We start from the raw sequence: 25,525 nt of genomic DNA on the forward strand, positions 1-25,525 counted from the left end.
TTCAAGAAATTCATTGATATTTATTAGATTATATTTATTGGGGTGATTTTGATTTTATTCTTTGGGATTCACTCTCTGAAAAGTTTTTTGCTTAGCGCTGGAATTAAATGTTTTTTGCTTAGCGCTGGAATTGAGTTTAAAATTTAAGAATCGAGTTGGAGATTGGTATGCTAGATAACTATTTCTGTGCAAAAATGTTATCTTAAGAGCATATGAATGTTAAAGGCACAATTGATTGGATAGATAATTATAATCTTAGGAAATATGTTATTGATAAATTTTCTAAAACAATGAATTCATGTGGATTTGACATGATAGAGCCTTCTATTTTAGAGCGATGTGAATTTTTTGTTCGAACTGTTGGATCTAGTTCAGAAATAATGCAAAAGGAAATGTTTTTTGCTGTTTCTAAAGATAAGCAAGATTTAGATATAGTTTTAAGACCTGAGTTTACTACATCTGTGGTGAGATCTTTAATTGAATCTGGTGATATATATGACAAAAGAGTGTCATATTTTGGAAAAACATTTAGACATAATAGGCCTCAAAAAGGACGTTACAGAGAATTTACTCAACTTGGGTGTGAAGTTTTTGACGATAATCCATATACTGATATTGATGTAATTTATAGCGCTGTGAAATTTTTGCAAGAAATTGGCGTGAGCATAAAAGTTAAAATGAATTCTTTGGGTAGCTTCGAAACTATTGCTTCTTATAATGAAGTTTTGAAAAAATATCTTACTGAAAATAACATATTTCATGATGAATCTAATCCTATGCGCGCTTTAGATAAAATGACAAATGCAGATAAGCAAAAATATGATATTCCAAAGATTAGAGATTGCATGAGTGATGATGATATTAAAAGATTTGACATAGTTTGCAGTGGTTTGAAAAAATTGAATGTTAATTTTGAACTAGATGATTATTTAGTTCGTGGTTTAGATTATTATAATCATACTATTTTCGAGATAGAAAATAATGATTTAGGGATGTCAATTTTAGGTGGTGGAGCATATTCAGGACTTGTAAAGAAAATGGGAGGGCCTGATATTTCTGGGATTGGATGGTCATTTGGGCTTGAAAGAATTCTTATGATGGATGTGAAATTTGAGCAAGATGATAGTAAAATTATTGTTGTTTCAATAGATGAGCATGATTATACATTGAATATTGTTAATTTACTTAGAAATAAGTATAAAACTTTCGCGTTATTTAATGATTTTAAGAAATCATTGAAGAAATTAGGAAAACTAGATCCAAAATATATTGTTTTTTGTGGAACAGAAGAAAGACAAAACAATGTTGTTAAAATAAAAAATTGCATAACTGGAGAACAGGATAAAATTGCTATAGATGATATGTTGAATTATATTGACCAAAGAATGATTTTGAAGGATTGATTATGTGGTGGAAAGAGATTGTTAGAAAATATAAAGTTTTAGAGAAAGAATTACAGGATATAAATATATCTAAGGAAGATTTATTGCAGAAATCTAAAGATTTAGGAAATATTTCAAAAGAATATGAAATAGCGCAGAAATTAGAAGATTTACATTTCGATTTAGAAGAAATTTCTGCCATGATTGTTGAATCTAAGGAACAATGGCTTTTTGATCAAAAGAAAGAAGCAGAAAATGCAATTGAAATCCTTCATAAAGAATTTGTTGATTTGAAAGATAAATCAAAAATGCAATCACTTATGTTGGAAATTCGCCCAGGCGCTGGTGGAGACGAAGCAGGGTTATTCGCATATATATTGTTAGAGATGTATATTAGATATTCGCAACATAAAAATTGGTCGATTGAAATTATGTCAAAAAATATTACAGAAGTTAAAGGGCTTAAGGAAGCTGTTTTGTATATTAAAGGTGAAAATGCTTACGATATTATGCAATATGAATCAGGAGTGCATAGAGTTCAAAGAGTCCCTCAAACAGAATCTAGTGGAAGAATTCACACTTCCACAGCAACGGTTGCTGCTCTAGAAGAAAAAGAAGATATTGAAGTTGAGATTAAACATGAGCATTTAAGAATGGACGTTTATCGCTCTAGTGGGCCTGGAGGTCAATCTGTGAATACTACAGATAGTGCGGTGAGATTGACATATTCTTCTCCAGATGTGGATCAAATTGTTGTGTGCATGCAAGATGAGAAATCTCAACATAAGAATAGAGAAAGAGGCATGAAAGTATTGAAAACAAGATTACGCGATGCAATTGAACAGAAGCAACACAAGGAAATGGCAGATCATAGAAAGACGCAAGTTGGATCTGGAGATAGATCAGAAAGAATTAGAACTTATAATTTCCCACAAAATAGAATTACAGATCATCGTTCAAAATTAACAGTTCATGGCTTAAATGAAATTTTTGTTACAAATCCAGATACTCTAGAAAAAGTGATTTTTTCTATGAAAGAGAAGAATGTTCATAGTGAATTGAATTCTGAAAATTAATGAAATTAGCCTGAATTGTAAAAGATTTTCTTCAAATTACTGAAATCATTCCTTTGATTTATTCGTTTTTGCCAAACTTATTCAAATAATAATTGCCAACAAAGAATCTATGCATGTTAATTTTATGAGGAATTACATGAGAAAAGTTTTGAATATTATATAATTTAAAGAAAATATCATAAAGTTATTTATCAAAAAAACAAATAAACTATTTCTATATATAATTATTTAAATGGACTATAAAGTTGTTCATATTGGCGGATCAGCCTTCATAAATAAAATATACTTCTAAAGGCAAAACAGCTTTTACAAATCTATTTCTGGCCTGCTTTTAGCGGAGTCACCAGCGCTATATACCAAGAATAATTCACATTTTGCTGGATCTTTTTCAGAGCATTCTGCAAGCCTTTTGAGAACTTGAAATTATGAATTTCTTTTTGAATTTTTTGTATATTCCAAAAGATTTTCTATTGGTTTTGGATTTCTTAATATACTATGCTCACGTTCCACTGTATTTGAACTTAAATATACATCTTTAAGAAATCTAGAAAAGGAATTTAAATCTTCAAATGTTGCAATTCTAATGTCAAATTTGCAGCATTCTCTACTAGAGGTAGGTTTAGTAGAAAAGAAAACAGGAGCGCATCCTAGAGAATTTATAAAATATCTCCCTTCTAAGAATTTCTCTTTGCTTAAGTCTAGCAAATCGATATCTCCTCCTGTAATAATTAGCATTAGCTCTTTTAGCAATGTGTTTATTAGTTTCAATTGTATAAGATTTCTTAAGAGCAAATAACTATAATCTTCCATTAGCAACCTTGTTACGTTGATTCTATCATGTCTCATTTCGCCAAATTTATGTGTTTGTAAATTTCTTGCTCTTCTTTGCTGAGATTAAAAAATTTACTGTAGTTTTGGCATTTGCAATCTTCAATGCAATTTTCAGATACTTTTCATAATCACATATGCCAGGTTCACCAACTACTGCTGATGCTCCATCACTGCCAAGTTTTCTAAATCTTTTGCCAATGTTGCGACATATATAATCATCGTAATCATCATTTCGAAATTTATAATCAATTTTCAAAGTATCAATTTTCATGCCAGATGGTATAATATTCATTTCACTAAATCCATTTATTCCTATCTCCAACTTTTCAATAGGAGCATTAAAAATAATTGATAATAGAAAATGAGGAATACTTTTTGATATATCTAAAGCTCCTACACTTTCTCCACTTATTGCATAACCTCCATTGTAACCTTCTGATATTATGTTCCAGACTTCGCCTGGCTCTCCGTCAAGAATTCCTTCCATTTTACTGCAAGATATTTCATCCATGATTTGCTTTCCTAGATGTTGATCAATGCCACCTTTTATAGCATCTTCACTGATATCCATGTGAAGTAGCTTAAATGCATTTGCTTGAGTGCAATTGCTCATCCTTACATCATCAGTGTTATATAGTTTAGATTTTAATTCATAAGTTACAGATAAAAACATCATAATAGCATTTATGTTTATCGTATTAGTTCCTGGTTGGCATAGATCTTTAAATGAACTTAATGCAGATTCTCTAGCTTTGGAATATTCCATCACTTCAAAAGTGCAATTAATATTAGACATACTTGCTAAAATAGCGCATGACAATATAGTGCTTTGCAGTTTGTTTAACATGATTTATTTATAGCAATTAATTTTACATTCTTAAAGCAGTATATTTGTATAAGATGCAAAAATGTTTAATAGAATTTTTCATAACTTTCATAATTTATAAATCAAATTTTTTAAATACAAAAAATCCTTTGAGAAGATTTGCTCTTGAGAAATTTATTAAATTGCAGAAGTGTTAGCTATCAAGTTCAGCGTATACTGCGTTTTTCTCAATAAATATACGTCTTTCTTCAACACTTTCACCCATCAAATCTATGCAAATCTTATCTGCTTCATCAATGTGATCAACTGTTACCTGAACATATGATTTCATAGCCGTTTCACTTAAATCTTCAGGATTCATTTCTCCAAGACCTTTGTATCTTTGTATTGTTAACCCTTTTCTTCCCATAGTTAAACATGAATCATAGAATTTTACTGGATCCTCTGTCCAAATTTTAGACCATTTATTAGTAAATTTAGATAAATGTTGGAAATCACCACCTCCAATAGATTTAATGTCGAATTTTGTTACCTCAGAAACTCCATTGTCATTCCATTCCAAACTCCATTCATGTTCTGAAAATTGCACTGTCCATTTTTCGCTATCCAAATATTCTACTAAACGAGCTCCATGAACATCTTGTTCAATTTTCTCACCATCAAATATTTTTGCAGCAAGAAGCATTTGCATAATTGGAGATTTATTCTTAAGAATTTTCTTAATGTTAAAAATATCTTGCAAATAATCATTTAATTCATGTCCTGTTAAAACATAATCCCCTTGCTTAAATTCTTTATCAGATAAGATTCTCAAAATATAAGAATTCAAAGCATCTTCATCACGAACATATGTAAATTTACCTTGCCTTTTAATTCCATACAATGGAGGTTGAGCTATATATAAATACCCTCTATCAATCATAGGCTTCATATACCTGAAGAAAAATGTTAATAGCAAAGCTAAAATATGCTTTCCATCAACATCAGCATCAGTCATGATAATGACTTTGTGATACTTTATTTTATCTATATCAAAATCTTCTCCAATGCTTGTTCCTAACGCAGAAATTAAAGTAGTTATTGCAGCGGAGCTAAGCATTTTATCAAATCTTGCCTTTTCTACATTCAATATTTTTCCTCTTAAAGGCAAAACAGCTTGCACAAATCTATTTCTGGCCTGCTTAGCAGAACCACCAGCGCTATCACCCTCTACCAAGAATAATTCACATTTTGCTGGGTCTTTTTCAGAGCATCCTGCAAGTTTTTTAAGAACTTGGAAATCAATCCCTGTTTTTTGTTTTCTGCTCATATCACGAGCTTTTCTTGCAGCCTCTCTAGCTGATGCTGCACTTAAAATTCTTGGAATGATTGTTTTCGCAACTTGAGGTCTCTCTTCAAACCATTCGCTCACTTTTGCATAAATAGCATGCTCCACAGCTGTTCTTACATGTGATGAAACAAGCTTTTCCTTGGTTTGAGATGAGAATTTAGGATCTACTACATTAACAGAAAGCACACATACAACACCTTCTCTAACATCATCACCAGTAATGCTAACTTTTTGTTGCGTTTTTGATCCATTTTCTTTCAAATAATTTTGAACAGCTCTAGTTAGTCCGCTCCTGAAACCCATTGTATGAGTTCCTCCATCACGCTGTGGGATTGTGTTTGTAAAAAACAAAGAAGATTCATGGTAGCTGTCAGTCCACATTATCGCGCATCTCATAGACACTTCATCGCCATCTTGCTTGATGCTTATTATTTCATCATGCAAAGGCTTTTTTCTTTTTGCAAGAAACTTAACAAATGAAGATACTCCGCCTTCATCGAAAAATATATCCTCAGTGATTTCTTCTGCCCTTTGATCAATTAATGCAACTCTAACGCCTGGATTCAAAAATACTAACTCTTGAAATCTATTAGCTAATTCTTTTTTTACAAAAATAATTTCACTAAAAATTTCATCATCAGGGAAGAAATGTATTTTTGTTCCTGTTTTCTTTGATGGGCCAGACACATGTAAAGGCTTTACTGTTTTTCCTCTGTTAAATTCAATGATATGTTCATTTCCATCTCTGCCTATAGTCACAACCATCCATTGTGATAGCGCATTAACTACAGATGCACCAACTCCATGTAATCCACCAGAAATTTTATAAGTATTTTGAGAAAATTTACCACCAGCATGCAATTGGGTCATAATGACCTCAGCAGCAGACATCTTTTCTCCCTTATGCTGATCAACTGGAATTCCTCTACCGTCATCTTGAACAGAGACAGATCCGTCTTTATGCAAAATAACCGTAACATTTTTACAATAACCAGCTAATGCTTCATCAATAGAGTTATCTACAATTTCATAAACCATATGATGCAATCCATGCCCATCATCAGTATCTCCAATATACATTCCCGGACGTTTACGAACTGCTTCAAGGCCTTTTAAAACCTGTATCGAATCTGCGCTGTAATTATTGTTCACACTACTATCTTACTGCTATATAGGAATTTTTCCAACAGATTTATTATTATGCTATGTAAATTTAAGCATTTTAATATAAATTATACAAAAAAAGAAAGAAATCAGCCTCAATAATCAAAAATATAAATCAAAATATTCAGATTTCCTTGACTAATTTTTTAAATTGAATTAATAAATAAATCATGTTAAACAAACTGCAAAGCACTATATTGTCATGCGCTATTTTAGCAAGTATGTCTAATATTAATTGTACTTTTGAAGTAATGGAATATTCCAAAGCTAGAGAATCTGCATTAAGTTCATTTAAAGATCTATGCCAACCAGGAACTAATACGATAAACATAAATGCTATTATGATGTTTTTATCTGTAACTTATGAATTAAAATCTAAACTATATAACACTGATGATGTAAGGATGAGCAATTGCACTCAAGCAAATGCATTTAAGCTACTTCACATGGATATCAGTGAAGATGCTATAAAAGGTGGCATTGATCAACATCTAGGAAAGCAAATCATGGATGAAATATCTTGCAGTAAAATGGAAGGAATTCTTGACGGAGAGCCAGGCGAAGTCTGGAACATAATATCAGAAGGTTATAATGGAGGTTATGCAATAAGTGGAGAAAGTGTAGGAGCTTTAGATATATCAAAAAGTATTCCACATTTTCTATTATCAATTATTTTTAATGCTCCTATTGAAAAGTTGGAGATAGGAATAAATGGATTTAGTGAAATGAATATTATACCATCTGGAATTGCAATTTCCAGATTACACATTCATGCATTTGAATGTGATCTATACCTTCCTGCTTGTACGCTTTATAATCACCTCGTAGATTCAGATGAACTTCAATCTGAATTTGGTCTTACTTTTGATGAATTAGAGGTTGAGTTAGCATATGAACTATTAGGTGCAAATGATTATGGAATAGAACATAAAATCATCAATGATTGTTTTCAAGATGGCATTAATACCAACTTTTGCTTTTGTTATAGTGATAATGATAATGAATTAGATGATTTAGGAAAAAAAGAAGATTATAAACGCATGAATTTTAGCAAAGAAATGAGACATGATCGTATCAATATTTTAAGTGTATCGATAGATATGCAGCAACATTTATTGCTAAGGAATATTATACAATTGGAATATATTGCCATACTGCCAAAAGAGCTAATAATTGTAGGAGATCATGTAGATCTTTTAGATTTAAATAAGGAAGCATTTATACGTGGAGATTATTTTAGAAAAGGATTGTTGGATTTTCCTTTTGTGCTTAATGCTGATAATGGAAGTGACACGCCTGCTAATTTTGCAAAACTCGAGGAGTTGGATTTGTTTTTTAGATTACTTAAAGATGTATACTCAAAAATAGAGAGAAAAAGCGTAGAATGGACTAATGCATATATGAATAATAACGAGAATCTCTCTTCCTTTTCTTTCAGCAATCCAAAGCCAATAGAAAATCTTTTGGAATATTACAATAATTTCGTTAAAAATAATTCATAAGAAGCGATTTTTTGATTGTTTTTGCAATAATTTTCTATAATTTCTATATTTTTGCAATAATTTTCTATAATTTATAACTTAAATTATCCTTTAATCTTAATCTTCCTTTATGAAAAGTTCTTCTTTCATTATTCGATTCAATAATTATCATTCCATTTTTATCATAACCTTTAAATATTCCTTCAATTTCTTGATTTTCAATATGAAGAGTAATTTCCTGATTTAAATATGCAGAATATTTATTGAGTTTTTTGAGAAAGAAATTAATTCCATGATTAAGAAAATTATCCAAATAAGTCAATATTTCATCACAAATATCTTCAGTCAACTTCTCTATATCTATTTCGTGCTTCAAAATATCTTTCAAGCAAATTGAATTTTCAGCATGGGCAATATTTACATTAATCCCAATCCCAATAACAGCCAATTGATGCTCTTTGTATTTATGTAAATCACATATCACGCCGCCCATTTTCTTATTATTATATAAAATATCATTAATCCACTTTACACTTATCTCAACATTGTAATTTTGCAAAATATCATGAATTAAAATAGTGAATATTTGAGTAAGATTTATAACATTGCATTTTTTTAATTTTACTATGCAGCTAAGGTATAAATTGCCTTCAGGAGAATGCCATGAGCGTCCATATTGTCCTCGCCCATCATTTTGTTTTTTTGCTTTAATTGCAATAAATTTATTTTCATTTAATATAGATTCAAGATTAATTTCTTCGTTATATTTTTCATGAATAATATCTTTAGCAATAATTTGAGTACTGTCAATTTGATCTAAGTTTATCAATAAAAATTTTTTGAAATTACTGAGACTTATTAAATTCATATGTAAATTTTACACAATATCTGAATAATAGAAAGCGTATTATTGAAACGCGCAAGATGCATGATCACAATATGCGAGACATATTATTGCAATATATGAGATATGTTATTGCAATATATTATATAGAATTTTACGATTAGTATATGTTATGCACTAGATTTGCCCCAAGCCCAACTGGATTATTACATTTGGGAAATGTTAGAACAGCTTTATTGTCATATTTATGGTCCATGAATAATAAAGGAAAATTCATATTACGTTTTGATGATACGGATAGAGTTGAAGAGGAATATATTAAAGCAATTAGAACAGATCTTGAATGGATGAATATTAAATTTGATAAAGAAATATTTCAATCAGAAAGAAATGCAATATATTCAAAATGGCTTGAAATTTGTAAAGAAAAAGGGATTGTATATCCAGCATATGAAACAAAAGAAGAGCTTGACCAACTGAGAGAGAAATTATCTAAAGAGAAAAAGCCTCCAGTGTTTAAAAAATTCAATGCAAAGCAAGCAGATGACACAAATCCACATTGGAGATTTGAATTGCCGAGCATAAAAATTGAATGGAATGATGCAATTAGGGGAAAAATTTCTATTAATCTGAAATCAGTCAGCGATCCAATTGTGCAAAAAAGTGACGGTTCATTTACTTATATGCTTACTAGCGTGATTGATGATATTGAGGAAAAAGTTTCTCATATTTTTCGAGGTGAAGATCATGTGACCAACACAGCAATTCAAATATACATGTTTGAGAGAATTGCTAATCATAAAGTAGAATTTGGTCATTTGCCTATTTTGCTTAACAAAGGTGGGCAGCGAATGTCAAAAAGAAATAAAGATGAAAGTATTCAAGATTTAAGAAATGAAGGATTTTCCGCTATGACCCTTGCAAATCAGATGCTGTTTATTGGAAAGAGCGAGTTTCATCTTTGTAAAACAATGGAAGAATTGAGCAAATATGCTGATTCTCAATTTTCTTCTTCACAGATTCGTTGGTCTAAAAAAGAAGCGTTAAAATTACAAAATAAATTTATTCAATCTTTAAGTCAAAATGAAGCTCATGGATATTTTGGAATAAACTTTGATAAATGGGAATTGATTAAAAGTGAAATTTCATTCAAGCAAGATTTAGAAGATTGGAAAAAGATTTTTGAAAATTGCGACGTAGTATCAGATGAAAAGATTAATTTTAAAGAACTGAATATAGATGAAAAAATATTTGAATTTGATAAAATGAATATTGACTGGAATAATTTTATAGCAAGCATTAGAGAATTAGAGCATGGGAAAATTGTTATGAAAAAGATGAGAAGCATATTAACTGGGAAGAAATTTGGCCCATCAATGATTGAATTACTTGAAAATATAGATATTAAAATCCTTAAACATAGATTTTATGCATCTATTGCATAGATAAAAAATATTTCATGATGAATTCTGAACTGTCAATATTGGTTTATAAGTTATTAAATTCTGAACTGTCAATATTGGTTTATAAGTTATTAAATTCTGAACTGTCAATATTGGTTTATAAGTTATTCAATGCTGAACTATTAAGATTGGCTTATAAGTTATTAAAATAAAATTAGCTTTGTAAAATAAGAAAAGTTTGTAAAATAAGAAAAGAATAATTCAACTGCTATAAGCAATAAATTCATTATAAAAAATAAATTATCGCAACTTGCTTGATAAAGATTATAATAATTCATAAAATTCGTTATATGAATGATTTTACATTGCATGGTTCTCGAGATCTTGAAACACATTCTCTGTTGGCACAAGAGCATGAAAAGCAAAATAATACTATCTCCTTAATCGCTTCAGAAAATCTTGCTTCAACTCAAGTTAGGCATGCTCAAAGCTCTGTTTTTACTAATAAATATGCTGAAGGATATCCTGGGAAAAGATATTATGGAGGATGCGAGATAGCTGATAAGTTAGAGATTTTATGTCAGAAAAGGGCATGCGAATTATTTGGTGCAAAATATGCTAATGTACAACCGCATTCTGGGTCTCAAGCAAATATGGCTGTGTTTAATGCTTTGCTTAAACCTGGAGATGTAATTCTTGGAATGGATTTATCTTCTGGAGGTCATTTGACACATGGATCTAAAGTAAATTTTTCTGGAAAAATATACAATTCAATTTCTTATGGATTAAGCGATGATGAGTTAATTGATATGAATCAAGTAAGGAAGATTGCTCTTGAACATAGCCCTAAAATGATTATTGCAGGAACATCAGCTTATAGTAGAGTTGTAGATTGGGAAGGATTTAGGAAAATTGCAGATGAAGTAAATGCTATTTTATTAGTTGATATGGCTCATGTAGCAGGATTAATTGCTGCAGGAGAATACCCAAATCCCGTAAATTTTGCAGATGTAGTCACGTCAACTACACACAAAACACTTAAAGGGCCTAGAGGTGGAATAATTTTAACAAATCACGAAAATATTTTTAAGAAGATTAATAGCGGGGTGTTTCCTGGAATTCAGGGAGGCCCTTTAATGCATATCATTGCCGCAAAATCCATTTGTTTTAATGACGCTTCATCAGACGAATTTAAAAATTATGCAAAGCAAGTGATATTAAATAGCAAAGCGATGACAGAAGAATTATCCAAGAAATTTCAAATTGTTTCCCATGGAACTGACACACATTTATGTATAGTAAAATTAGATAATTGTTCAGGAAAAGAAGCAGAAAAATGGCTTTCAGATGCAGGGATTATTGTAAATAAAAATATGATCTACAAAGACACTAGAAGCCCAAGAGAAACTTCAGGAATAAGAATCGGGACTCCATTATGCACTTCAAGAGGCTTTAATGAGAATGAATGTAAGCAAATAGCAAAATATATAATCGAGATAATTGATAGCAAGGGAGAAAAAAGCAGTGGAATTAGATTAAAAGTTGAAGAATTATGCAAATTACACCCAATAGCATAGTTATTTCTGAATAAAATTTTGTTTAATCTGTTTAATCTGTTTAATCCGAAGAATTGCAATGAATAAAATTGCTGTAAAATCTCGATTTCTTTAAAAGCTTCAAAATCTTTAAAATAATTGCATAGAATTTAAAAGAATCATATAAATTAAAAAATGAATTAATCATAAGTTTATATAAGTTTGCATTTCAAATTCCAAACAAGATAAATATTTCAGTTTGGTGGAATATGAAGCTATATTTCAAGATTGATCAATAGGTATATATAATAATTTTGTAATTTATTTGAGTTATTGCTCTATTGATTGTAATATGTAATTATGAAATATTTTGTTGCGTTACCTAAAACATCTTTTCCAATTAAATCTAAAGATAATAAAGAAATATTGGATTTTTGGTCTAAAATTTCTTTGTATAAGAAGTTGCACGAACGTGATGCTGAAAAGTTTTTGTTGCATGATGGACCTCCATTTGCAAATGGGTCTCCTCATATGGGTCATGCAGTAAATAAAATAATGAAGGATATCTTTAATCGTGGAAAAGCGATGTTAGGATATAAAATTGATTATGTTCCTGGATGGGACTGCCATGGACTGCCAATTGAATCCGCAGTTGAAGCTGCATTACGCAAAGAAGGCAAAAGAAGATCTGAATTAAGTGTTGAAGAATTCAGGATTATGTGCAAAGATTTTGCATCAAAATGGATTAAAGTTCAAAAAGATGGATTTGTTCAAATGGGAGTTATTGGAGATTTTGAAAATCCATATACAACCATGAAGAGTCAGTTAGAAATTTTGAAAGAATTTCATAAATTTGTCGCAGATGGACTAATATACAGAGGATCTAGGCCAGTTATGTGGTCATGTTCTGAAGCAACTGCGTTGGCTGAAGCTGAAGTAGAGTATTATGACAAGCAAAGCAATTCTATTGATGTAAAATTTGAGATCACAAAAAGCAAAAATAAGAATTTAATTGGGTCTAAAATCGTTATTTGGACCACAACTCCATGGACATTGCCAGCAAATAGAGCAGTTGCATATGGTGCAGATTTTGAGTATGTGATCATAAAAACAGGAGAAGAAAAACTCATCATTGCAAAAGATTTATTGGATGAATTTTGCAAAAGATCATCGATAGATAAAAATATTGCTGAAACAATTAATGGAAGTGATTTAGAGGAGTCTTTCTGCAAACATCCTATGTATGATTTAGGATTTGAAATGGAAGTCCCTGTTGTTGAAGGGCATCATGTTTCTTTGGATCAAGGAACTGGATTTGTTCATATTGCTCCAAGTCATGGTGAAGAGGATTTTATAATAGGCAAGAAATATAATCTGGAAATTCCTGAATTAATAAATGAGCGAGGAAAATACAAGGAAAATGTTTCACTTATTGGCGGAAAAGATATTTTTGCTAGCGAGGAAATTATTATAGAAGAATTGCAAAAATTGAATATAATTGCATCTCATACAAAAATTACGCATTCTTATCCTCACTCCTGGAGATCTAGAAAGCCTTTGATTTACAGAGTAACTCCGCAGTGGTTTATCAATATCAAACAGATGAAGAAAAATGTTTTAGAAGTTGTAGATCAAGTTAATTGGATTCCAGATTTTGGAAAAATGCGATTTGTTTCTATGTTGGAGAATAGGGGAGATTGGTGTGTTTCTAGGCAGAGAATATGGGGCGTGCCTTTAGCTATTTTATATCACAAGGATACTGGAGAGATCCTGAAAGATGAAAATATTCTGAATGAAATCCAAAATAGACTAGCTAAGGATGGAGTAGATAAATGGTGGAGCATTGCTAATGAGTATGTTGAAAAGTATCCAGATTACATTCCTGTATATGATATTTTAGATGTTTGGTTTGAATCTGGAGCTAGCCAATCTTATGTTCTTGATGGAGAAGTTGCTGATGTTTATATTGAAGGATCTGATCAGCATAGAGGTTGGTTTCAATCTTCTGCATTGCAGGCTTCAAGGGAAGTTGCAAAACTTCCATACAAGAATTTAATTACACATGGGTTTGTTGTAGATAAAAATGGAAGAAAGATGTCTAAATCCCTTGGTAATGGCGTAGACCCTATGGATATTATTGAGAAAAATGGGGCAGATTTGATCCGTTTATGGATTTCTAGTCAGAATTATACTGAAGATATGAGGTGGAGTTTAGAGCATCTTAATCGCGTTAAAGATATGGAGAAAAGATTCAGAAACACAATTAAATATATGATTGGAAGCACTCAATTCGAATTTGGAGGAAATTATAAATCAATGCCTTTGCTTGAAAAGTGGATATTAAATAAATTGTATGTTTTGAATGAAGAGTTTAAGAGTTCAGTAAATGAATTTACAACTTACAAATTCATCAGAAAGTTATTTTTGTTTTGCACTGTTGATTTATCTGCATTTTATTTTGATATAAGGAAAGATGTTTTGTATTGTGATGACATGAAGGATGAATCTCCAAAATTAGTTCGTTTAGTATTGAAAAATGTTTTGGATTGTTTGTTGAAATGGCTTGCTCCTACAATGAGTTTTGCAACAGAAGAAGCGTGGAAGGCTATGGGTAATCAAGATTCAATTCATGAGCAAAAAATTATGGAATTAGATTCTTTATGGAAAAACAATGATGCAGAATTAGAAATTGCTAAATTGAGAGAAATAAGAAAATCAGTTACTTCAATATTGGAAAATATGAGAGAAGCTAAGGATATCAATTCAAGTCTAGAAACAGAAATTGCAATTATAACTAAAGATATAGATAAATCTCATGAAAATATTATGAAAGAGATATGCATTGTTTCTTCAGTGAAAATATTTAATGATATTCAAGAGTTTGAACTTTATAATTTAAATTTGAATGATAAATTTGATATTAGTAAAATTGACAGCAACAAAACAGATGAGATGAGAGATCAAAATATCATTATTTTTGCTAAAAAAGCCACAGGAAATAAGTGTCCAAGATGCAAGAAAGTATTCATGAATATTGAAGAATTATGCGAAAGATGCGAAAAAGTATCTGAGCTGTACAAAGAAAAAGATTCTGCATAATAATTTATGCATTTTTTTGAATAAAGCTTTATAATATTTTAATTTTAATTGCTAGGTATAATTTCTCAATTGATAGTCATAATTTATTTTTTTTTTTTGCTTTAATTTCAAAGTTGCGATTTTCTAATTTTAAAATCTTATTTTGTCTAAGTCAAAAATTACAATTCTAAAATTATTATCAATATCAATCTAATAATATTATTTTATAATTTAATCTCAATCGCAACATAATTTCAAGCATTCAAATTTCTAATTTCATAATTGCAAAACTTCAAAATTTACTTACTTTAAAATAATTTCCAATTCATGATCTTGATTATAGCTATGGATTCAATTTAAAATTCCTATTGTTGTATGTTTAAAAATTCCAAACATGAATTTAAAATTACTTTCAACATAATATGCTTATTTCCCCATCATAGCTCTAATGTTTGGATTTTTAATTTTAATTCAAAGCCTAAATCCTGATTCCAATGATATAAATTCCAAAATTTTACTTTAAAATTATTTTTTGAAAATCATTTTAAAATATTGACTGTATTATTTCTTCCTGTGATTTGAAGTTTGCAGTTTCTGATTTCAAGATTTTCAACTTTCAATTAATTATGCGTTTGAAAGCAATTATGCTAAAATGAAAACTCAACTATCTATGGAGTGTAAATGAATAATCATAATAATATTTTTGAATCATTTGATGTGGGGATTATAGGTTCTGGACCTGCTGGAATAAGTGCTGCATTATATTGCGCTAGAGCTAATCTGAAAGTTGTGGTATTTGAAGGGCCGCAACCAAAAGGTCAATTGATGACAACTACATCCATAGAAAATTATCCAGGATTTGATGAAGAAGATGCTAAATTATTGATGCAAAAAATGCATAAGCAAATTCAAAACGCTGGATGTTTTTTAAAAAATGAAACTATTGAGAAGATAAATCCAAACAAAGGAAGTATTGAATTAAAATCAGAAAAAGCATTGTATAGCTGCAAATCAGTTGTTCTTGCAACTGGAGCTAAGGCAAAATATTTAGGATTGGATAGTGAATTTGATTATTTAGGATATGGGGTCTCTACTTGCGCAACATGCGATGGTGCATTTTATAGAAATCTTGAAGTTGCAGTAGTTGGTGGTGGTAACACAGCAGTAGAAGAGGCTATATATCTTTCTAACATTGCTTCAAAAGTTCATGTGATACATAGAAGAGAAACTTTTCGTGCAGAGCAAATTATGCAAAATAGAATGCTTGAAAAAGAAAATATTGTGATGCATTTAAATTGCACTTTGAATGAAGTAATTGGAACCAAATCTCCAAAGCTTGTGACTGAGGCAAAAGTGCTGAATTTAATATCAAAAGAAATTACAAATCTTAAAATAGATGGAATTTTTATTGCCATAGGCCATTCTCCTCAAACTGATTTGGTTAAAGGTTTAGTTGAGCTTGATAGCAGTGGATATGTTGCGTCGAACAATGTGAAGACAGAAATTCCTGGATTATTTGTTGCTGGAGATGTAGTTGATCAAGTTTACAGGCAAGCAATTACATCTGCAGGGCAGGGATGCATCGCAGGAATTGAGTCAATTAAATATATACAAGAAAATTTTAAATAGAATAATAATATAAATTAGTGAAATTAGAAATATAAATTAACACCATGATAAGACTATGATGAAATTTCGAAAATGATAATAATAGAATTAATGAAATTTACAATGTAATTCAAAATAATTAGGAAATATTGCATTTAAAGCGCAATTTTAAAATAATTGCCAAATCAGTCATGTTTTCATGTGAATATTTAGGTTAAATATTTCAAAACAATGCATTTTTTTCAGAAATTTTAAATTTTAATGAATATTTTCAAAAGAATCAGATTTTAGTTGTGAAATTTATAGTGATTTAGCATTTTAAGTAGTTAAGATAAATAGCTCATATTTGTTGTTTTATAAATATTGATAATTTTATGAGTCAATATTTGCATGAGTCCTAATAAAGCGTATTCACATGAGATTTTAATAATTTAACAGTGTAAAATATAATATAATAATAAATTTTTCAATAGATTTAAAATATACAAATGCATTTTTTTGACAAGCAATATCACGAAATATACTTGATTATTTAAGCGATGAATTGCAATATTGAATAGAAAAATGAGATGTTAATTTGACACTTATGAAATCTTAATGATGCAAATACTCATTAATTATGTTGAAATAGTATTTATGGAAATAGATTTCTATGCATATGCAATGCGATTTTTTTTAATTTCAATTTATTCTTACGCTCTCAATTCCTTAAAATATTTATAATTTGAATCACTCTCAATTTTCTTTGTGAAAACCTTTCTTAAAAGTTTTTTGCATCGTATGGTTTAATAATTTATGAATTAGCTATGTAGTCTGAGAAATAAAATTATGTATTGCGATGTAAGTTTATAGAGTAGGCAAGTTGCTGAAATAAATTAAGTGCACTTTGAGTTTAAAGGGCTAGTAATTTAGTTTAGTTATTTAAAAAATTAAATATTATTAAACTTTGAATTTTTTAATGCGCATTATCGGCAATATATTGATAAATTTAAAATTAAAGCATCTCTCCAACGTGCAAAATTTAAAGTATTGTTTCAATAATATTAAATTCCACATTATGACCTTAAATGCATAATGCGAAGACTGCAAATCAAGCTTTTGCTATATTTAAAATATCAAGCTTTTCATATATTTCTAATTTTTATGCATTTTGATCAAAGTGCTTAATGAGTATTATTTTTAATCATGCATATGATTTTGAATTTATATATTTTTAAAGACTTTAATCATAAGCTTTGAAAATATAAAAAGCAACTTATTGAAATTCACCTCATAAAATCTTATTGATATAAAACAACAAACCCTTTAATTAAAATGCTAAGTTTATAAAGTATTAAATAATTTATTTATATAAAATTTAATTTTAAAATATGAAATCAATTAAAAATTATTTATGAATCTAGAAAAGGAACAAAATAATCTTAATTATATGAATTTATGAGTTATTGCTGAACTCTGAAAGGCATTAAACCTATGTATCTAGCTCTTTTAATTGCTTGAGACAAACATCTCATTTGTTTGGCGCTAATTCCAATGATATATCTAGAAAGTATTTTACCATATGGACTTATGAATTGACTTAAATTATTTAAGAATGCAGATTCTCCAAGCATTAGCTCAGATTTTCTTTCCTTAACTTTTCCTTCAATTCCTAGAGTTAATCTATCAAGTGGTTTGTCAAATTTATCTAGCTTTACAATTAAATCTCTCAAGAATTTATCATTAATATCTATAAGACGTTTCATGTCTTTTAATTTCAATGGATCTAAATTGAAATCTACAACAAAATAATGAGCTCTTGCATTTCTATTCATTTCATAAGCTGTTTTAGCAAGTCCGAAGTTTCTAACTCCGCCTAACTCACCATTGTTTTCTTTAATGTATTGAACAATTTTCTCAACATGCAATTGCGCTTCATCAGCTGAGAGATTCTGCTCTAATGCACAAACTAATCTATAATTACGCATAACCACATAATAGCTTAAATTTATGCAAAGTAGAAGGCTTAATTAATATTAATATATTCTCTTTTTACTCTTGATCCAAGATTGCAAGTGATTTCCATTCCTTTGATTTTACTGTTCCAGTTAGCTATTTTTTCAAATGTTATATTTTCTCCAAGCAACTCTACTTTATCATCATTTAAATTGATTGATGTAACATCTAAAGTTAAGTAATCCATAGAGCATGATATAATTGGAGCGTAAGATCCATTAGTGAATGCAAATCCTTTCCTTATAGCGTATCCATCGCCATATCCTATATTTACTATTGCTATTTTTATGTCTTTTTGCGCTTGATATCCCTGAGAATATCCTACATACTCTCCTTTTAAAACATTTTTTACAGATATTATGAAAGCTGTTAATTTTCCAACTGATTTAAGAGGTATATTTTTAGATTGCTCATTTGACCCATATAAAAATCTGCCAATTCTAGACAATCCTTCATGATGTTTTTCTTCTAGCAATATTCCACATGATGAAGATAGGCTTTTTTTGCATCCTTGTATTTGATTGATTTTTTCTAACTGACTATTATTAGTTGAATATTCTTCATATCCGCATGCCAAATGATGCATGACAAAATCTATGCCAATTGAATCTAATATGCTTTTCATTTTGAAGAAATCATTTATATCTAATCCAAGTCTATTCAGTCCAGTTTCAATTTGTATAGAAATAGGTTTATTTTTATTGCATTTTTTACAATGCTCACTCCACAGCATAATTTGCTCTTTATTAAAACATACAGGAATAATATTTCTAGACCATATTTCTTCAATTTCATAGTCAAAAAATCCGCCCATAATGTATATTTTAGAATCAGATTCTTTGGACACATTAAATATCTCTATAGCCTCATTAATATCATTAACAAAAAAGCTCCTGCAATCAGTATTATTGATAAGATGCTCAACAACTTTTGTCGCGCCAAATCCATAAGCATTGCATTTTACAACAGCTCCACAATGATTTACATTGCTTTTGATATAATTGTAGTTGTATGCAATATTTTGCAAATTGATTTGAAAGGTTGCGCTTTTACTCACAAGATTATTTTATAGTTTTTTTTAGTTTATTTCAATTTGTAATTTAAAATATCACAACATCAGCTGTATTGTGATATTACATGAAAATTACAGTAAATTTCATGTTTATAAATAAATAACCAGATAACAGTTGTGATGATATTTTTGAAAATAATATGTATAATAAATTTTACATGATTAGCAAAAGTTTTCTTACTCTATTTATAGTATTCGCAGATCAAATGACAAAAAAGTTTGCCTTACAATATTCATTTAAATATGGAATTTATTCATTAACTTCGTTTTTGAAAATATTAATTAAATGGAATTATGGGCTCAGTTTTAGCGTTTGCGATAGTTTTCATACAAGGGTTTTGCAATTTGTTATGCTTAGCGCTTGCATTCTTTTATCTAGTATGTGGCATAAAGCTAAAATAAAATCTGAAACTATAGCATACAGCCTAATATTAGGTGGAGGAATAGGTAATTTGATAGATAGAATTTGGCATGGAGCAGTGCTTGATTTTATTTACATTCACATGAAAGGATTTAGCTTTCCAGTATTTAATATTGCAGATATATCAATTACTGTAGGAATAATGATGATTATCTGGAATAATATTATGTATAAAAAAAGATAAATTCAAGTAAATTTGATTATTAGCTAAGTATTGATTAAAATAAAGATACAAAAACACAATTTATATAATTTATATCTTTACTTCTATTGTCATGAAGCTTGTTTGCTAGTTTTGAAAATAGTCTAAATAGCATTCAAAATTGCATAAAATTTACTTCGAATCAATTAGAAGTAGTGCAGGATTCAATGCAAATAAATGCAAATATTGAAGATTATAATTTTTCACATGAAATTATTAAGGAAATTGACACAATCAGATCTATTGTAGAAGGAATTCAAATCATCTTTTTTAGATAAGAAATCTTTAGAGTATAGATTATGTAATGAAATAGATGAAGATGAAATAACAGCATATGAGAGAGAAATATCTCTTATTTGCGAAGCGGCAAAAGAGCAAGAAAATAAATTTGAAGTAAAAGAAGTAATTAGAAAAATAAAAGATTTTTTATTAAATTAGGCGAATTTCATAATTATTATTTATTTGTTTCAGGTAATTTAAGTAACAAAGAAAAAGAATTAGATGAAAAAATGAATATTATAGAGAATATAAGCAGTATTATAGATAATGAAGTTAGTCTTCCTGATTTGGAAAGAATTCAAAATCCTATTAGTGAAATTTCTAATGAAATAGACATTTTGAAAGATCAAAAGAATTATTTCGCAAAAAAGTGTTCAGAGCTTTCAAATTCAGGAGATTTGATTGTGAGAAAAATTCTTGGCCTATCTGAATCATTAAGAGGTTTAGTTGAATTGCAATATGATGGCACTGTATTGCAAACTGTTATTAATTGACATTTATTCCAGAATATCTAAATTTAATTCTTTGATCTTGTTTTTAATAGAAAGCATATCACGCCACATATCTTTTTTCTTGCTTGGAGAGCGAAGAAGGTAAGAGGGGTGAAAAATAGGAATGTACAATCTATTATTGTGATCTATAAATTCTCCTCTTACTGTAGTGATAGCCTTAACTTGATTCATTACAGCTTTATATGAAGTGCTTCCAATTAATATTACAATTTTTGGATTAATAATCTCGATATGATTGAGTATATAAGGTCTCATGATCTTAATTTCTTCTGTTGTTGGAGCGCGATTTTCTGGAGGTCTCCATGGAACAATATTGGTAATATAGTAATTTTTACGATATATTTTAGCTGCATTGAGCATTGATTCAAGCAATTTTCCACTTTCTCCAACAAATGGCTTCCCTTGTTTGTCTTCTTCTTGACCAGGCGCTTCTCCTATTAGCATCAATGGAGATTCTGAATTCCCATCTGAAAACACCATTGTTGTTGCATATTTTTTGAAAGGAAATTCTATTTTAGCTAAATTAGATCTTAATTCTGACAATGTGTTTGATTTGACAAATTCTTGAAAATTTTCCATTACGATTTTCTCTTTAGTTTTCATCTTTTTCTCTTTAGTTTGAATAGACTTTTGAATAACATTTTCTTTAATTTTCATGTCATTAATTGTGGTTTTTTTAATTTTTATATCATTAGTTTCTAAGCAATCAGATTGAATGCAATCATCAGATTCTCCACTGCAATTTTCTTGGAAATTTTCTGATCTCATAGAATTGTCGCATGAAGAATATTCAGGCCTATCAGAATAATTAGAATAATTTGGCATGCTAGGTTTTGCGTGCATTTTTTTAACCCATAATTCGTATGATTTTGACATGTTATGCCTTAAATGAAGTTCCGCAGTGGCATGTTTTTTTGAAATTAGAGCTAGTAATAAGAAATCTTTCTTCCATTAATTCTTCAAGAAAATCTACGGTTGATTCGCTTATTCTTGATAAAGTAAATTGATCTGTAATAATAGACTTACTTCCATGTTTAAATATTATATCTCCTTCATTACAAGATTGAGGAAATGAGAATTCGTATTTAAATCCATTGCATCCACCAAAAAAAACTTTCACTTTTATAAAATTTTTGTTCATTTGATTCATTTTGTCAGCTGCATTTTGAGACAAATATATCATGAGTAAATAATATCATATATGCTATTTGATTTGTAAGTATTTGAAAAATAGTGCATCTGGTATATAATACAAGTAAATGTGGAGGTTTTTTGAACAAGAAAATTCATAAAATTCATATAGATAATTCAATTAAAGGAATCAATTTAATTAAAGAGTCTAATTTAGATAGTAAAATTATTGGATTTAAATCTGACGAATCTGTGTATGATTTACATACTGAGATTCCTGCTGGATCTGATGTAACCCCTTTGTACAGAGAAGATCATGAGTACATACACTTTTTAAGACACGATGCAGCTCATGTTTTAGCGCAAGCTTTAACATACATGTATCCTGCTATAAAATTTGGAAAACAGTTTTTCAGGGATGAAAATGTTTTTGGATTTGATGTGCACTTAGCTGGTTATGTTTTTACTGCATCAGATTTTTCTAAGATTGCAGAAATTATGAGAAAAGTTGTTGCAAGCAAAGATAATATTATAAAGCATATTTGGGATAAGGAAAAAGCTTTAAGTTATTTTTCAAATGATAAGTTTAAACAAGATATAATTTCTAACTCTCCAAAAGAAAAAGTGACTCTTTATGAGCATGGCGATTATATTGATATTTGTGGAGGCCCTAGAGGCTTGAATAATGATCATGTTGGGGAACATTTTGCTTTGTTGGAAATTGAAAGTTCAACATGGATGTATGATGATGAAAAGAATATGCAACGAATTATAGGAATTTGTTTCAGAAATAAAGATGAAATGGATGCTTTTATGAAAGAAAATAACTCCAAATGATTTGCTGTAGTTTGGGGTTAAAATAATGATAGAAGTAAAATTAGATAATTCTATAGAGCAATTTGGATCTGGTGTTTTTGCATGCTCGATTGTTGAAGAGTTAGGAAGCAAAGCAAAAGATTTTGTTGGATTTAAATGCAATAAAACTGGATACATTTATGATCTTCATAGCTGTTTGCGAGGTCCAGTTTCTGTGGTCCCTGTGATTAAAAATAGTCCAGATCATATGATTATATTACGCTATGATGCAGCTCATATTTTATCTGCAGCTTTGAAAAATTTACATAAATCCAAAATTGCACAAATAGAAGTTGCTGATGGAAATTTCCATATAGATTTTTATTGTGATAAAAATATTTCAGATCATGATTTTCAAGACATAGAGAATAAAATGAATGAATTAATGAAAAATAACGATAAATTCATGGTAAATTCTTATAACAAAGAACAGGCTATAGAGTTATTTGAAAACAATGAGCTGGCTATAAAGATAATTGAACGTAGCAAGGAAGAACATTTTTCTGTGCATAGCTTTGCATGTCATAATATCTTATCTGAAGATCCTGCAAGTTTGTATGCTAAAAATTTACATTTTAAGCTTTTATCAGTATCTGGATCTAGTTGGGATTATGGTTCTGAAAAATTGCAGAGAATTTATGGAACTTGCTGGAATAGTAAAGAGAAATTAAATAATCATTTAGCTGAGATTGAAGAAAATTTGAAATGGGATCATAGAATTTTAGGGAAAAAAATGTCTATGTTTCATATAGATCCTGAGGTTGCCAGTGGAATGGTTTTCTGGCTTCCAAATGGAATGAAATCTTTAAACAATATTAAACAATATTTAAGAGAAACATGGGTTAATTACAAATATCAAGAGGTTCTAACTCCTATAGTTATGAACTCTGATTTGTGGGATAAATCTGGTCACTCAGAAATGTTTAAAGAAAATATGATGTTTATGAATTTACAAGATAATGAGTATGCTTTAAAGCCAATGAGTTGTCCAGCTCATATCAATATTTTTAAATTAGGAAATAAGAGCTATAGGGATTTGCCTTACAAATTATCTGAATTTGGATTATGTCATAGATATGAGCCTTCTGGGTCTTTGCAAGGCTTGATGAGAGCTAGAAGCTTTACTCAAGATGACGCTCATGTTTTTGTATCTGAAGATCAAATTGAAGAAGTTATTTTAACATTTTGTAAAATGTTGAAGGAAATTTACAAAAGATTTGGATTTGAAGATGTTCTTGTTTGTCTTGCAACAAAACCTGAAAAGCATATAGGGGATAGCGAGTCTTGGTCTAAAGCTGAGTCTGCGCTTTTGCAATCTGCTAATAAATCTGGCTTAAATTGTGAGATTAATGAAGGGGAGGGCGCATTCTATGGGCCTAAGCTAGAATTTTCTATTAAAGATAAAAAGGGACACGTATGGCAATGTGGAACAGTTCAAGTTGACTTTTCTTTGGCAAAAAGATTAGGCGCTACATATACTGATGAAGATTCTGAGAAGAGAAATCCTATCGTGATTCATCATGCTGTTTTAGGATCTCTTGAAAGATTTCTAGGAATTTTGCTTGAGAATACCAAGGGAAGATTGCCTGATTTTGTGCATCCTCATCCTGTGGTAATTTTCCCTATTAAAGCAGAAGAGTATGCGAATGATATAAAAAGCAAAATAGAAAAAAGTGGATTATATTGTGAGATTGATAATTCAAATCAAACTTTGAGTTATAAAATTAGAAATTGGATTGATCAAAGAGTGAATTATATAATTATTGCAGGAAAGAAAGAGCAAGAAAATAATGTCATTACTTTAAGATCTACAAATGGAGAGGAAGAGAAATTGACTGTAGAAGAGTTCGTATCAAGGGTTAAGGTTTCAAATGAATAAAAATATCAAAAAGAAAGTGTTGATGAATAACAAGATTAATGCTGATAGAGTGTCAGTTATTCATGAAAAAGAACAAATGGGAACAATGTCTTTAATGTCTGCGTTAAATATGGCTGAAGACATGAGGCTAGATTTAGTTCAGGTTTCTGATGGAAATGTGCCTACTTGTAGATTGATGGATTATAAGCAATTTTTATACAAGCAAAATAAGAAGAATGCAGAAATTAAAAGAAAGTCCAAAACTTTTGAAATTAAAGAAATACAAATTAGGCCAAAAATAGGTCAACATGATATAGAAACTAAAGTAAAGCATGCTAGAAGATTTTTAGATGCTGGAAATAAAGTTAAAGTTGTATTAAGACTAAGAGGAAGAGAAATGGCGCATGTTGAATTGAATGTTGAAAATGTTTTAAAACAATTTGCTACTTATGTTGACGATATTTCTGTAATTGAAAAAGAGCCAAAACAAGAGATGAGAAATAGAATTTTTATGACATTGAAGCCAGATCAAGCTAAAATAGATAAAAAATTAAAAGATCAAACTGAAATAGACAAAGGTCAAACTGATTCAGACAAAGAATAATGAATATTGCCATTCAATTTTTCCAATTAATTTTCAAT

At 29.5% G+C, this 25,525-nt stretch carries 20 protein-coding genes; 12 read left to right on the forward strand and 8 right to left on the reverse strand.

Annotated elements, in window-relative coordinates; translation table 11 throughout:
• Positions 1-212: 212 nt before the first annotated feature.
• A complete protein-coding gene (gene hisS, locus FZC35_RS00620; RefSeq protein ID WP_148980736.1) occupies positions 213-1,403 on the forward strand; it encodes a histidine--tRNA ligase in 1,191 nt (396 codons plus the stop codon).
• A 2-nt stretch (positions 1,404-1,405) separates the two neighbouring features.
• The gene (locus FZC35_RS00625; RefSeq protein ID WP_148980737.1) at positions 1,406-2,458 is read left to right on the forward strand and encodes a PCRF domain-containing protein; all 1,053 of its coding nucleotides are present in this window, start codon (positions 1,406-1,408) and stop codon (positions 2,456-2,458) included.
• A gap of 423 nt (positions 2,459-2,881) precedes the next feature.
• On the opposite strand, the gene FZC35_RS00630 is transcribed toward FZC35_RS00625, so the two are convergent.
• The 3 genes from FZC35_RS00630 to FZC35_RS00640 all read right to left on the reverse strand — a co-directional run bounded on the left by FZC35_RS00630 (position 2,882) and on the right by FZC35_RS00640 (position 6,597).
• Positions 2,882-3,193, reverse strand: a complete 312-nt coding sequence (locus FZC35_RS00630; protein WP_148980738.1) for a hypothetical protein — start codon at positions 3,191-3,193, stop codon at positions 2,882-2,884.
• Positions 3,194-3,314: 121 nt separating this feature from the next.
• Complete coding sequence (locus tag FZC35_RS00635) at positions 3,315-4,136, reverse strand: hypothetical protein (protein ID WP_148980739.1); 822 nt, start codon at positions 4,134-4,136, stop codon at positions 3,315-3,317.
• Between the two features lie 172 nt (positions 4,137-4,308).
• Positions 4,309-6,597: a DNA gyrase subunit B gene (locus tag FZC35_RS00640; RefSeq protein WP_148980740.1), complete on the reverse strand. Its 2,289-nt coding sequence runs from the start codon at positions 6,595-6,597 to the stop codon at positions 4,309-4,311.
• A 182-nt stretch (positions 6,598-6,779) separates the two neighbouring features.
• On the opposite strand from FZC35_RS00640, the gene FZC35_RS00645 reads away from it, so the two are divergent.
• Entirely contained in the window at positions 6,780-8,111 is a 1,332-nt protein-coding gene (locus tag FZC35_RS00645; RefSeq protein WP_148980741.1) for a hypothetical protein, read from the forward strand.
• A gap of 64 nt (positions 8,112-8,175) precedes the next feature.
• On the opposite strand, the gene FZC35_RS00650 is transcribed toward FZC35_RS00645, so the two are convergent.
• Positions 8,176-8,958, reverse strand: a complete 783-nt coding sequence (locus FZC35_RS00650; RefSeq protein WP_148980742.1) for a biotin--[acetyl-CoA-carboxylase] ligase — start codon at positions 8,956-8,958, stop codon at positions 8,176-8,178.
• 143 nt (positions 8,959-9,101) lie between these two features.
• On the opposite strand from FZC35_RS00650, the gene FZC35_RS00655 reads away from it, so the two are divergent.
• From FZC35_RS00655 to trxB, 4 genes are all read left to right on the forward strand, one after another.
• Entirely contained in the window at positions 9,102-10,379 is a 1,278-nt protein-coding gene (locus FZC35_RS00655; RefSeq protein WP_148980743.1) for a glutamate--tRNA ligase, read from the forward strand.
• A 308-nt stretch (positions 10,380-10,687) separates the two neighbouring features.
• Positions 10,688-11,914, forward strand: coding sequence for a serine hydroxymethyltransferase (gene glyA, locus FZC35_RS00660; protein WP_148980744.1), 1,227 nt, complete (start codon positions 10,688-10,690; stop codon positions 11,912-11,914).
• Between the two features lie 318 nt (positions 11,915-12,232).
• Positions 12,233-14,971 (forward strand): isoleucine--tRNA ligase, encoded by a 2,739-nt coding sequence (gene ileS, locus FZC35_RS00665; RefSeq protein ID WP_148980745.1) that lies wholly within the window; start codon positions 12,233-12,235, stop codon positions 14,969-14,971.
• A gap of 660 nt (positions 14,972-15,631) precedes the next feature.
• A complete protein-coding gene (trxB, locus tag FZC35_RS00670; RefSeq protein ID WP_148980746.1) occupies positions 15,632-16,579 on the forward strand; it encodes a thioredoxin-disulfide reductase in 948 nt (315 codons plus the stop codon).
• Positions 16,580-18,000: 1,421 nt separating this feature from the next.
• Here trxB and rpsF read toward each other — a convergent pair.
• Together rpsF and alr are read right to left on the reverse strand one after the other, a co-directional pair.
• Positions 18,001-18,525 carry a 30S ribosomal protein S6 gene (rpsF, locus tag FZC35_RS00675; protein ID WP_148980747.1) on the reverse strand — a complete coding sequence of 175 codons (525 nt, stop codon included), beginning with the start codon at positions 18,523-18,525 and terminating at the stop codon, positions 18,001-18,003.
• A 38-nt stretch (positions 18,526-18,563) separates the two neighbouring features.
• Positions 18,564-19,610: an alanine racemase gene (gene alr / locus FZC35_RS00680; protein WP_148980748.1), complete on the reverse strand. Its 1,047-nt coding sequence runs from the start codon at positions 19,608-19,610 to the stop codon at positions 18,564-18,566.
• 173 nt (positions 19,611-19,783) lie between these two features.
• Here alr and lspA point away from each other — a divergent pair, with 173 nt between their 5' ends.
• Positions 19,784-20,230 carry a signal peptidase II gene (gene lspA, locus FZC35_RS00685; RefSeq protein WP_172618986.1) on the forward strand — a complete coding sequence of 149 codons (447 nt, stop codon included), beginning with the start codon at positions 19,784-19,786 and terminating at the stop codon, positions 20,228-20,230.
• Between the two features lie 527 nt (positions 20,231-20,757).
• On the forward strand, positions 20,758-21,021 hold the full coding sequence (locus tag FZC35_RS00690) for a hypothetical protein (RefSeq protein ID WP_148980750.1): 264 nt from the start codon (positions 20,758-20,760) through the stop codon (positions 21,019-21,021).
• 3 nt (positions 21,022-21,024) lie between these two features.
• Here the strand turns inward: FZC35_RS00690 and FZC35_RS00695 are convergent, their stop codons facing one another.
• Positions 21,025-21,915, reverse strand: coding sequence for a uracil-DNA glycosylase (locus FZC35_RS00695; RefSeq protein ID WP_148980751.1), 891 nt, complete (start codon positions 21,913-21,915; stop codon positions 21,025-21,027).
• A gap of 1 nt (position 21,916) precedes the next feature.
• Positions 21,917-22,222 carry a HesB/IscA family protein gene (locus FZC35_RS00700; protein ID WP_148980752.1) on the reverse strand — a complete coding sequence of 102 codons (306 nt, stop codon included), beginning with the start codon at positions 22,220-22,222 and terminating at the stop codon, positions 21,917-21,919.
• Between the two features lie 89 nt (positions 22,223-22,311).
• Here FZC35_RS00700 and FZC35_RS00705 point away from each other — a divergent pair, with 89 nt between their 5' ends.
• From FZC35_RS00705 to infC, 3 genes are read left to right on the forward strand one after another with little or no spacing between them, the layout of a single operon-like run.
• Positions 22,312-23,007: a hypothetical protein gene (locus FZC35_RS00705; RefSeq protein WP_148980753.1), complete on the forward strand. Its 696-nt coding sequence runs from the start codon at positions 22,312-22,314 to the stop codon at positions 23,005-23,007.
• Positions 23,008-23,032: 25 nt separating this feature from the next.
• A complete protein-coding gene (thrS, locus tag FZC35_RS00710) occupies positions 23,033-24,904 on the forward strand; it encodes a threonine--tRNA ligase (protein ID WP_148980754.1) in 1,872 nt (623 codons plus the stop codon).
• Positions 24,897-25,487 carry a translation initiation factor IF-3 gene (gene infC / locus FZC35_RS00715; protein WP_148980755.1) on the forward strand — a complete coding sequence of 197 codons (591 nt, stop codon included), beginning with the start codon at positions 24,897-24,899 and terminating at the stop codon, positions 25,485-25,487. Before thrS ends, infC begins: the two co-directional genes overlap by 8 nt.
• The last annotated feature ends 38 nt before the right edge of the window (positions 25,488-25,525 follow it).

The sequence above is a fragment of the Candidatus Cytomitobacter indipagum genome, assembly GCF_008189285.1.
Taxonomy (GTDB): Bacteria; Pseudomonadota; Alphaproteobacteria; order CAJXXZ01; family 1604HC; genus Cytomitobacter; species Cytomitobacter indipagum.